Source organism: Bacillus sp. FSL K6-2944, from assembly GCF_038005385.1.
Taxonomy (GTDB): Bacteria; Bacillota; Bacilli; order Bacillales; family Bacillaceae_G; genus Bacillus_A; species Bacillus_A cereus.
Map to the genome: position 1 here is coordinate 891,674 of NZ_JBBOTE010000001.1, position 11,673 is coordinate 903,346.

Here is an 11,673-nt window from a genome sequence, read left to right on the forward strand (position 1 = left end):
GATTCTTGTCTAATTGCTTGTACGATGCTAAAAAGTGACGAATAATTAGTCAGAATATTTTAAGATAATAAAAAAGAAGCTTAGTAAAAGCTTCTTTTTTATTACTATTTTTCACATGCAACTCCATCGCCATCACGATCAAGATGTGAGTCATAACCTGGTTGTCCTTTATATAGAGGAGCTTTCCCGGCAGCTCTAACTGCGGTACAATTTTTGTAATATGCACTACTAGTATTTCCTGAAGCAGGTTGTGTTTGAGCTTGCTGTGCTTTTTGCTCTTCTTGTTGCTTACGAGCTTGTTCATCAGCCTGACGTTTTTGCTCTTCTTGTTGTTTACGAGCTTGTTCACCAGCCTGACGTTTTTGCTCTTCTTGTTGTTTACGAGCTTGTTCACCAGCCTGACGTTTTTGTTCCTCTTGTTGTTTACGAGCTTGTTCATCAGCCTGGCGTTTTTGTTCCTCTTGTTGTTTACGAGCTTGTTCATCAGCCTGGCGTTTTTCATCCTCTTGCTTACGAGCTTGTTCTTCGGCTAGACGCTTCTCATCTTCTTGCTTTTGAGTTTTTTCGTCCGCCTCTTTTTTTTCTAGATCTTTTTTCTTTTCGCTATCTTTCTGTTCCTCATTGTTAGAAGCAACTTTTGTACTAGTTGCTGTCGTTTTTTCAGAAGAAGGATCTGAAATACCTGATAGCGCAACAAAAATGACAAATAATACGGCTGTAATAATAAATTGTTTTTTCGCTACACCTGTTTTCTTAATAACAGATAAGATTGCTAGAACAAGGAAGAATATAAATAGAATGAAACTTAAAGTAGAAAAAAACTCGACGACGGGGTGTTCCGATTTTGTTGTACCGGCCGTTATTAATATAATAGAAATCATAAAAAGAATAACGGTAGGACGTCCATATTGTTTTGCTTTTCCATTTTTCTTAAAGAATGAAATAATACATAAGATTAAAAGAATAAAAGCAATAAAAAATAAAGCTGCACCAATATTACTTAAAATCGTCATTTTCATACCTCCATTTGTAAGATTCTTCTTATTGATTATATAGGAACTTATTGGATATTACACGTTTTATATAAATTTAGAAAGTTAATATTTTTACTAGACTTATAAACATTTATTTTATATATAGGGAAAAATAGATATATATCCCATTACGTTTTGAAAGAGATTTCATAAATTATAGTATATCGATTGAAAGGAGGAGATTTGAATGGAATTTCAATTGTTGGTAACTTGTATATTACAAGAAGGTAATGCTTACTTTTTAGTAACGAAGGTAGACGATGTTATTACGTTAAAAGTACCGATTACTGCGGGAGTAGCAGGTTTATTTTTAGCTTTAGGTGTACCAAGATGTTCTTAATTTAAATCTCTATAGTAGAAGGGGAAGGGACATGCCTTCCTTTTCTACTATTACATAATATAATTATGTAAACTTAAATATCATATTTGTGATAGCACGTTTGAAATGGACATGCATATACTATAATGTTTCATTGGATGTTAGCGGTGAAAGGTAGTTTTAATAAGTACATCCAGTGATGTTTTTAAGTTATGAAAATAAAAGAGGTGCTATTATATATGAAAAGAAAAACATTTGATATTCCAGTTACATTGCGAAGAGAGTGGTTTTTACTAGAGTTAGCTTATTTAACGAAAAAATATGGAATTGAAATTGCAACTAGCAAAATGGATGCTGCACCGTTTTTAAGAGATCAAGTTACAGAATCAAAGATAGGGAAAGGGTTACAATACGATAAATATGATGATGAATATATAATTGAAAATTAAAGGGTAACAACAAAATTAAATTAATTTATAACAAAATATAAAATAAAGCAGATTCTAAATATAGAATCTGCTTTATTATGAAGTACTTGTAGTCAACTAACCTCTTTCTAGTGTTTTTCCTACATATTTCTCTTGCGTTATTCCAAAAGATTCACGAAGAATGCGAGCATAATCTTTAGATTCTATTGGTCGTTTATTTTTAGTGCCTTTAAAGGTTTCTGTATAATTTTTATTTGTTAATGATATGTGACCATAAGTAGTTAATTTACAAGTGATAGCCCCTTTATTAAAAGGAGATTCTTTATGCTCTACAATCACTTTTTGAATGTTATTCACTTTTTTCTCATCTATTGGATCTACAGTGAAAGCATAGCCTATTTTCCATTCATTTGAAGGTTCAGATTGTAAGAAACTTGTAGATTCTCCGTTAGCTCCTTTTCTCATTTCTAAAATATGCGTACCTTTTCGAGTATTTTGCTTACGAATTCGATATTCTCCTGTTTGAGAGGAGATGACTTCTCCGTTAAAAGGGACTGGATGTAAAGGGAGATGAGATGCAAAACCTGCATCCACAACATAATCTTTACCCTCATGACTTAATATGATAATGACATGACCATCATCGGGTTTCCATTTATTATCGTACAGATCATAAACAGTACCGGCTACTTTGTATACTTGAAACCCACAATCAATTAAAAAATAATACAATAAGGAGTTTAATTCATAACAAAGTCCACCTCGTTTTTGAATAAGTAACTTTTCTATTAAGTTATCTTTTGAGATATTTTTAATAGTACCAGCCATAATATCAAGATTTTCATAGGGGAGAATCATTCCCATTTTTAAGAGAATTTCATCTAAATCATCAAATGTTATTTCTTTTGCAGGAATTTTTAAGCGTTTAAAAAACTCCTTTTGTAAATTGGTCATCATAAAGTATTCTCCTTTCTTTTTACAGAATTTTCTTCTGCTCACCGATAGGTTAGTACTTCTAAAAAGTTAATTCAAGTGCGCGGAAATTATCATAATATATGTTTCTGGAAATGTGATTTTCTATTCTGAAATTTCAGTTTAATTTTTAATCGTAGGAAAGTCTTATAATATAAGCTCCTTTAAAATTAGTTTGTATTTAATGAAAAGAAAGTACATATCTTTATTATATTTTTAAATAACTAACTAGTAATAAAATGTTTTTTCACTAAAATTTTTTCAAGATTTGTATGCTTTATATAAACAATATTGATTTAAAAAATATCTGGATGTAGCTAAGTTAACAATTATTGAGAAACTTTTTTGTCGTATTCTATCAAAAGGAAGAGGTAGAAACAAAGAGAATAACGAGAGTTAAGGAAGAGGGTATACAACTAGTAACCTTCTAAAAATAGGGCTAACATCTTTTTAAAATAAAAGATTAGCTATTATTAAGGAAGGGAAAATATAAAATATTATAAAGAACACCTTCTTTCAAAAAAATAGGGGGAGTAATATGCGACTGATGAGAAGATGCGTGGCCTTACTAATTGTATTTTTTATCATGGCTCCAACGATTAGCACAAATGTACAGGCAGAAGTTGTAAAAGAGCTTGGAAAGGGGTTTCCTGATACAGAAGTATTCACACCTGGAGAATGGTTTTTAGGCCAAAAACCTGCTAATTATGATGAGAATAAACCGCCAATTCTCTTTGTACAAGGAAGAAATGGTAATGCTGATAGTTGGTATGGAAAGACAGTATATCATGATATAAATGATATGTATGATTATGCTTTAAAAGCAGGCTATCAAACAGTGTTTATACAATTGTATGATGCAGCGGGGAAAGGTTCGGCTAGTCAGTGGGATAACGGAAAATTGTTGGCACAAAAACTTGAAGAAATATATAATCATTTCGGTAAGAAAGTTAATATTGTAGCGCATAGTAAAGGTGGAATTGATACACAAGCTGCATTAGTTGAATATGGTGCGAATCGATTTGTTGGAAATGTTATTACACTTGCTACACCGCATCACGGCTCAAATTTAGCAGATTTGTCATATAGTTGGTGGGCAGGGTGGCTTGCTTCTATATTAGGTCAAAAAGATGATGGTACGTACTCGTTACAAATAGGTGAAATGGCAAAGTTTCGTTCAATAATAGATAACAACCCAGCAGCTAAATTAAACCGTTACTATACGGCTACTGGAACTAGCTGGGGGCCAACATTTTCTGCATTATCTATGGGTGGGTTATATTTATCATCGTACGGTTCAAATGATGGACTAGTAAATGAATGGAGTGCCAAGCTATCGTACGGTACACATTTATTTACAGATTCCAGATTTGATCATGACAATATAAGAAAAGGATCAGCTGTTTTTGCACGAATTGAACCATATTTACGTACGACAAATGTGGGATTACCAGCTTTAGTAGCATCCAGCACTAGTTCAAATGAAAATCTAGAACAATTAAATACAACTTCAAATCAAAATATTTTAGGAGGCGAATTACCACAAAATCAGTGGATAGAGCAAAGTATTTCTGTTGATAAAAAGGCTGAAGGAATAGTTTCTGTACTAACTGCTTCTTCTGATGTTGAAGTACAAATGGTATCTCCAAAAGGAAAAATCTATGCAAATAAAGATAGCGCTATAACTACTGGTGAAGGCGAATCTTTCTTTAATGGGGCGACAATTAGAACATTTAAGTTTGATAAATTGGAAGTAGGCGAATGGAAAATCAAAATGATGGCGAAGCAGTCGAAAGATGCATATTTAGTTGTAAGCGATTACAATAATGGCGCGCCATTTGTTCTTCAAATGCCTACAAAAGTTAAAGTAAATAAACCTGAGTATAAACTGAAAAAATCACCAGTGGCACCTGAAATGAAAGGGGATCTTTCCATAACAGTAAGAGTCGTTAATAAAGAAGGTAAGTTAGTCTCTGAATTTAATGAATTACAAAATGTTAATACGAATACATTTACAGGTGCTTTGAAAGATATAAAACAACCGGGAGTATATAACGTTACGATGGATATAAAAGGGATGAATAAAGAAGGAAAACCATATAATCGTACGATTGTTAAGTCGGTTTATGTAGAGAAATAAGGAAGAATAAATAAGCATAATATAAAAGTGCAGAAATCTTGTGTTAGAAAGAATTCTGCACTTTTTTTGCGTGATGAAAGATAATAAAAGTCGAAGAAAACTGTTATTCAATAAAAAAAGATGCTGAAATAGCATCTGAATGTAAAGAAATAATATTAACTTAGTTTTGTAACTGTTAATTCAACTGAATTTATACCATTGTCACAAGTTACAATACTTTGACGATTAAAGCCACTATTATTTCTAAGTTGAAGAGTTGAATTAGCTGGCACTGTAACAATCGTTTCGCCAACGAGTTGAAGACATTCGTTATTTGATGAAGTATTCATTTGAATAGCGAAGTCACCTTGACTATTAGCAAGTGGATTGTTATTTAAAAATATAGTTATGACTGGGATATGTGGAAATACAGGATTTAAAGTAGTATTAATACTGGAAATGAACGAAACTCTATAATCACCAAATTGTCTAAAGTGTATAGTAGTAGGATTTAGTAAGGAAACGCCTCCTGCTAAAGGTCCAACGTGATTAAATGGAAAAGGATCGCCAAAAGGAACAGTTATAAATTCAGTTTGCCAAAAAGTTCCGTATGCAGGACAGCTGCGTTTATGTGAATGGTCACATGAACATTTTTTATACGAGTTTGAAGAATGATAGTATGAACCCAATATATTACCTCCTATTCTTAATAAATTTAAACCACATAGTAGTTTATGAAGGTGAATCACAATTGGCGTGTATGCTTGTACTATAAAAGGAGATAGATGTGGAATATAAAGTGGTCAAATGATGAAATGTAGTATTTGGGTATTACCTGTAACACCTTTTGAAGATGATAAGGTTCATAATTTGATAGAAAAATAAATGGAATTTCTAAATAGATTGAAGTAACGAGGAAACGTGTATCCCGCTATTTTCCGAGCAGTAAGACTCCCATCTCAAAATTCAGCGAAAGCAAAGAAGTTAGGTGGGGATGAATAAAACCCCACTCATTAAAGTTTCACTTTACTATATTAATTTCGTCTGACAAACAGCAATATTATCTTTCGCTGTATGGATGTTATCATTTGGTGAAGTTATGGCATTTAACTGTATGTATATTAGGTTATTCAGTTTATTTTTTTATTTGCGTAGCTGAGCAGGAAGAAGTCAGAAAATATAGAATAATTTACATATGAAGCATCGTTTGTTTTTGGTGTGAATAGTAATTAAAGATACGCTAAAATATTTAAAATTGTAACGAAAGAGAGATTAAATAATAGAGGGAGCAACTTACATGGAAAATATATTAAAGGTATCTTCAAAATCAAGCCCAAATTCAGTCGCGGGTGCAATAGCGGGTGTACTAAGAACAAGTGGTAATGTGGAAATTCAAGCGATTGGGGCTGGAGCTATAAATCAAGCGATTAAAGCAATTGCGATTGCAAGAGGGTTCGTCGCTCCAAGTGGTATTGACTTAGCCTTCGTACCAGCATTTCAAGAGATTTCTATCAATAATGAAGAAAGAACAGCGATTAAATTAATTGTAGGCCCTAGAAAGAAAAGGTCTTAGTAGAAGAGAGTGTTACTATAAGGGGAAAAGACCAATAGACTTCCCATGTTAGATACGTTATTTTATGTAACCGATCTTTGGGTGTGGACACGGCATTATACCGGACGCCTGTCTGTTAAGTTCTCCTTAAACTTAGCGAGTGTTCTAGATACTTAAAAATGCCAAATCCTTTATGATATAAGGGATTTGGCATTTTTGATGTTTTAAAAATAAACACCCTTAAAACTGCTCATTCTTTTCCCAAGATTCTACGATATAGCATGAAAACCTTATTATATCAAGGTTTATAAGTGTTGATTTTCCTTGATGCTCACATTTTGCTCACATTAAATCTTTTCATTTTTTATCAGGTGTTTTCATTAGATTTGATTATGCTCTCGAAGTTTTCCGCTGCTTGTTGCTGCATGTTCTGTGTGATGTGGCTATACTTGTCTAACGTCATTTGAATAGATGAGTGTCCTAAGCGATCTTGTACGATTTTAGGGTGTTCTCCAGCCTGAAGCATGAGTGTAGCGTGAGTATGTCGTAAGTCATGTATACGAATTCGGGGAACACCAGCTTTTTTATAGTGATCATTCAAAAAGCGATGGGGAGCATCTATATGTAAGGGCGAATGTATCGTATTGCCAGTGAAAATATAGGTCTCTTCATTCAAGTGTATACCCCAGCGGAAAAATTCTTTCTTTTTATAGGAGTAGTAGGATTGTAACTTCCCTATAACAAAAGAAGAGATACTAATGCTTCTATTTGAAGACTTAGTTTTTGTAGCAGCTTTAAAAAGTCCTTTTTCTGTTTTTACAAGCGATTTATTAACCAGGATACGTTTATTATCAAAGTCAATATCTTTCCATGTTAGTGCAAGTAATTCTCCGCGTCTCATACCTGTATAGATTGCAAGTAAGAAGAACATATGGTACTTAATATTTTTTTCTTCTAGATACTGGAGGAATCGATTACATTCTTCGCTGGACCATGTTTTCATTTCACCTTGCTCTTCACGTGATTTTTTAACCTTATTCATTATATTATCATGTATGATTTCCCATTCTACAGCGTGTTTGAAAATGCATCTTAGACAGCGATGGATATTGCTGATTGTACCATTTGATAGTCCTTTTTCCTTAAGTTCAGCATAGTAGCTTTGAATCATTATGGGCTTAATACTTTTAATTTTTTTATAACTAAATGGGGGAAGGATATAGAGCTTTACTAAGCTCATGTCTTTCTCATAAGATGTAATTTTTAATTCAGCTTTACGAAGAGGCTTTAACTTTTCCCATACATCTAAAACAGTTAATTGTTTGTCATCAAAATATATTCCTTTCTCTATCTCTGTAATCATCGTTGCAGCAGCATTTTGAGCTTCTTTTTTTGTTCTAAATCCACCTTTATTTTTTTGCTTTCTTTTGCCTGTCAATGGATCTATACCAACATCTATAGTAAACGCCCATCTGTCTCCACGTTTACGAAAGTATCCCTTCAAATTGAACCCTCCTTAAAAAGTTATTAACTCATTTTGTAGTGTTGAGTAATGTCATCTTGTAACTTACTAGCTAATAGTTGATTTTCAAAACGCAGTAGCCTTTTTTCAGCGAATTGGAGTGAGACGTTAAAAGTCTCAGCTATAAAATGTGCTGTTAAATATGAAGGAGACAAGTTTCTTAACATAAAAGTTGGAATACAAAACTGTAATTCAAAATTCTTAGCTTTTGCTTCTTGGTAATCAAGAAACATCTTAGACATTAATAATTGGTTACCAGAATGTAAGAGTATGTGACATAGTTCATGTCCAAAATCCTCCCATTGCTTTTGTTTTGTTTGTCGATTATCAATTATTAGGCTATACATTCCGTTCCTTTCGATAGCATGGCTACCAAATGGAGCACAATAGAGCCAAATATTTAATTTATTCGCAATCTCAATCATATCAATTTGTTCTGGAACAATAATAGATAAGGAATGGTACATGTGCTGAATATAGTCTTCGAGTTGTGTCGTGTAGTAGGGTTGCGATTGAAACATAATTTTCACTCCGTTTAAATTATAAAATAAGAACATTTGTTCTTATTTTATAATAAAAGAGAAAAAGTTTGAAGTTTTATTTTTATATATTGATTTTAAAATATTAAACTATGTGAGATTGCTAATTTATATCTTGCCAGGAATTAAATGTTAAGATACGGTAATAAATGAAAGAAATATATGGCAAAGAGGGTTGAGAGTAGTTGGAAATGAAAACAATGGTAACACAAAAACAAATTATAAAACATTTCAATTTATCTAGAGATACTTTGGTCACTATGGAAAAAGAAGGATTACCTTTCTATAAAATTAGTACTCGTGATAAAGGGTATGATATAGAGAAAGTAAGAGAGTGGTTAAAAAATATTAGAAAAGACATCGATTCAATGGAAATAGGTAAAATATACGATAATAGTGAAATTGCTAAACATTTTAAATGTGGAAACATGGGTGGAATGAGGCGATCTAAAAAGACAAATACATTAGTATTATTTTCTGATCATACAAAAGGTATTTATGATGATCGTTGGGATAAAGATATATTATTTTATACAGGAATGGGACAAGAAGGACATCAAACACTAGATGGAAACCAAAACAAAACATTGTACGAATCCAATGAAAATGGAGTAAGTATATATTTGTTTGAGGCGTTTCGACCTGGTGAACATATCTTCATGGGGCAAGTTAAACTTATAGAGGAACCTTTTCAAGAGATACAGGAAGATACACAAGGTAAAGATAGGATGGTATGGGTTTTTCCAATTCGTTTATTAAAAGATAATGTAATACTTTCAAATAAAGTGGTTCAAAGCAAACAGGAGAAAGAACAAAAGGAAGCAAGAAAATTAGATTACCAAGAATTAAAGGAGAGAGCTAAGAAAGCTGCGCCTGTTAGTAATAAACGATATACAAAAACTGAAACGTACCAAAGAAATGAATTTGTGGCAGAGTGCTCAAAAAGGCGTGCAAATGGCATATGTGAGTTATGTGAGCAAGAAGCTCCATTTGAAGATAAAAAAGGGAATCCTTATCTTGAATCTCATCATGTAGAATGGTTATCTGAAGGAGGAGAAGATACTATCTATAACACAGTAGGAGTGTGTGCAAACTGCCACCGTCGTCTACATGTTCTAAATGATAAAAATGATGTTATGAAGTTAAAAGTAAAATTAGACCAATATAAGAATGAAGATGATAATTGAATTACACTAAAACCTCTAAGGAATGATTGAACATGAAAAACATAGTTTCCGTCGTTGGAGCGGTTATATTTAATGATGATAATGAAGTGTTGTGTGCATTGCGTTCTCCTACAATGTCACTACCCAACTATTGGGAGTTTCCGGGTGGAAAGATAAAAGAGGGAGAAACTTTACAAGAAGCTTTAGTACGTGAGATTAAAGAAGAACTAAATTGTATTATTTCTATAGAAGAAAAAGTAGAAGAAATTGAGTATGAGTATGAGAATATTATTGTTCATCTAGTTACATTTAAAGCGTGTATTGAGTACGGTATACCTGAAGCTTTTCAACATGCGAAACTGAAATGGGTTAGTGTCGCTAATTTGCTAGAGCTTGAGTGGGCCCCAGCTGATATACCAACAATAGAAAAATTACAGAGTTCCCTTTAATGAATCGATACATAAAACTTAAGTATAAATAGGTATTAATTAAAAAAGAATAATTTTATTTTTGAAAATAATTAATTAAAAGGATAAGTGATAGTATGAGTAAAATGTTGCAAAATAAAAAAATATTGGAGAGTTTCAAAGATACAATTCCATTCATTTCTAAGTTTACTGTGGATAATCTTAAAGATTATGTTGAGAAAAATGCAGTTAAAGCTCTTGAAAATACAAACGGTTTAGTGGGGATAACCGTAAAGTTATTTGGCCAACAACTAATTGATAAATATTTTGAGCGTCAATCTGAAAAAAAACTTGAGAATTTTGGATTAGGTACTTATTTCCTTTCAGCGTGTATACAGGCAGAGCAGTCTTTGGGAAAATTGGAAGATTTTTCAATAGATATTCATGTGCAAAATCATATAATAGATTTATTTGAGACAAGTATAAAAAACAAACAGGATAATATTTGTAATTCGGATATTATCTTGCACTATACTCCAATAAAACATCCAGCTGTGCATTTTATAAGGGAATCATGTGAGCATTTGTTAGATCAGATTATTTTAGAAGAGCCATGTGAGAAGCAACGAATAATTAATTTTTTTGTAAAAGATTTTAACGAGAATATTGCGAGTGAAGTGGAAAAGCAGTTTGGTGAGGATTATCCTCGGCATTTTGAAGAAATACAGGATGCATTGTTAAAAAATAATGAATTAAGATTATTAAATGACACTCTAAACTTAGAAAAAATTGGATATGTTCAATCAGAGGAGTTTAGATATCAAACAACTTATGCAAGTTGGAGGAAGGTTACACAGTATAGAAATGAGAGTAGTGAATACTCAGATGAAAATATAACTGATATTGATGAGGAAGAAAAAAAATTAGAGCCAATTGAAAATTTAATTAAACAATATTTTTCTGAAACAGAGGATAATATAGAAAAAGTACTATTTGTAATAGCTGACTTTGGAAAAGGGAAGTCGACTTTTATGAAGTATTATGCCTCACAGTTAGCAAAGAAATATCAACAACGTGGTGAGGGCTTATTCCCAGTATATTTTAATTTAAGAGAATTTGATACTTATAATCAAGATAGTGTATATGGTGTCATTAGTGATTATTTAGGAGGTATGGTATTGATTTAGCTGAGGATTCCTTCAAATCAAAGGAATATTGTTTTTTAGTTGATTCATTAGATGAATCGGGGAATCTGAATGAAGAACATATTGAAAAAGTTGTTTTATCTGTTAAGCGAATACAGAATCTAGATGTAACAAGATCTAGAAAAAATAGAGTAATAGTTACATCTAGACCAATAGAATACGGACTACAAAAACAATTAAATCAACATAGACCATTTACAATAAATAATGATGAGGAAAGGCCAATAGCGCATTATATTTCCCTATATGGTTTTTTAAAGTTTCAATTTAATGATTGGTTATATGATAGTTTATTAAGAGAGGAAGATTTAAAACTTGATAGCTATAAAGGGATTGGGAGAGAAATCATCAATAGCCTGAATACTGGATTAAGAATAGATGTTTATAAAGAATTAATAGATAAAAAAATA

Annotated in this window: 12 protein-coding genes; 7 read left to right on the forward strand and 5 right to left on the reverse strand. The window is 32.1% G+C overall.

What is annotated here, in order from left to right:
* Positions 1-104: 104 nt before the first annotated feature.
* Positions 105-1,013, reverse strand: a complete 909-nt coding sequence (locus MHH55_RS04655) for an excalibur calcium-binding domain-containing protein (protein ID WP_078186672.1) — start codon at positions 1,011-1,013, stop codon at positions 105-107.
* A gap of 208 nt (positions 1,014-1,221) precedes the next feature.
* Between MHH55_RS04655 and exsG the strand changes: the two genes are divergently transcribed.
* Together exsG and MHH55_RS04665 are read left to right on the forward strand one after the other, a co-directional pair.
* Positions 1,222-1,374 (forward strand): exosporium protein ExsG, encoded by a 153-nt coding sequence (gene exsG, locus MHH55_RS04660; protein WP_000395679.1) that lies wholly within the window; start codon positions 1,222-1,224, stop codon positions 1,372-1,374.
* A gap of 218 nt (positions 1,375-1,592) precedes the next feature.
* Complete coding sequence (locus MHH55_RS04665) at positions 1,593-1,802, forward strand: hypothetical protein (protein ID WP_000824197.1); 210 nt, start codon at positions 1,593-1,595, stop codon at positions 1,800-1,802.
* Between the two features lie 96 nt (positions 1,803-1,898).
* On the opposite strand, the gene MHH55_RS04670 is transcribed toward MHH55_RS04665, so the two are convergent.
* Entirely contained in the window at positions 1,899-2,738 is an 840-nt protein-coding gene (locus tag MHH55_RS04670; RefSeq protein WP_000988905.1) for an arylamine N-acetyltransferase family protein, read from the reverse strand.
* Positions 2,739-3,291: 553 nt separating this feature from the next.
* Here MHH55_RS04670 and MHH55_RS04675 point away from each other — a divergent pair.
* Positions 3,292-4,893 carry an esterase/lipase family protein gene (locus tag MHH55_RS04675; protein ID WP_001238703.1) on the forward strand — a complete coding sequence of 534 codons (1,602 nt, stop codon included), beginning with the start codon at positions 3,292-3,294 and terminating at the stop codon, positions 4,891-4,893.
* A gap of 155 nt (positions 4,894-5,048) precedes the next feature.
* On the opposite strand, the gene MHH55_RS04680 is transcribed toward MHH55_RS04675, so the two are convergent.
* The gene (locus MHH55_RS04680; protein ID WP_000536148.1) at positions 5,049-5,561 is read right to left on the reverse strand and encodes a hypothetical protein; all 513 of its coding nucleotides are present in this window, start codon (positions 5,559-5,561) and stop codon (positions 5,049-5,051) included.
* Between the two features lie 608 nt (positions 5,562-6,169).
* Between MHH55_RS04680 and MHH55_RS04685 the strand changes: the two genes are divergently transcribed.
* Positions 6,170-6,445, forward strand: coding sequence for a stage V sporulation protein S (locus tag MHH55_RS04685; RefSeq protein WP_000427801.1), 276 nt, complete (start codon positions 6,170-6,172; stop codon positions 6,443-6,445).
* A gap of 346 nt (positions 6,446-6,791) precedes the next feature.
* Here the strand turns inward: MHH55_RS04685 and MHH55_RS04690 are convergent, their stop codons facing one another.
* Both MHH55_RS04690 and MHH55_RS04695 read right to left on the reverse strand, forming a co-directional pair.
* On the reverse strand, positions 6,792-7,928 hold the full coding sequence (locus MHH55_RS04690) for a site-specific integrase (RefSeq protein WP_078187621.1): 1,137 nt from the start codon (positions 7,926-7,928) through the stop codon (positions 6,792-6,794).
* Between the two features lie 23 nt (positions 7,929-7,951).
* Positions 7,952-8,467 carry an ImmA/IrrE family metallo-endopeptidase gene (locus tag MHH55_RS04695; protein WP_078187620.1) on the reverse strand — a complete coding sequence of 172 codons (516 nt, stop codon included), beginning with the start codon at positions 8,465-8,467 and terminating at the stop codon, positions 7,952-7,954.
* 209 nt (positions 8,468-8,676) lie between these two features.
* Between MHH55_RS04695 and MHH55_RS04700 the strand changes: the two genes are divergently transcribed.
* The 3 genes from MHH55_RS04700 (at position 8,677) to MHH55_RS04710 (ending at position 11,245) form a co-directional block, all read left to right on the forward strand.
* Positions 8,677-9,672, forward strand: a complete 996-nt coding sequence (locus MHH55_RS04700) for an HNH endonuclease (protein ID WP_078187622.1) — start codon at positions 8,677-8,679, stop codon at positions 9,670-9,672.
* Between the two features lie 32 nt (positions 9,673-9,704).
* Positions 9,705-10,100 carry a (deoxy)nucleoside triphosphate pyrophosphohydrolase gene (locus MHH55_RS04705; RefSeq protein WP_078187619.1) on the forward strand — a complete coding sequence of 132 codons (396 nt, stop codon included), beginning with the start codon at positions 9,705-9,707 and terminating at the stop codon, positions 10,098-10,100.
* Between the two features lie 95 nt (positions 10,101-10,195).
* Entirely contained in the window at positions 10,196-11,245 is a 1,050-nt protein-coding gene (locus MHH55_RS04710) for a hypothetical protein (protein WP_078187618.1), read from the forward strand.
* Positions 11,246-11,673: the final 428 nt, after the last annotated feature.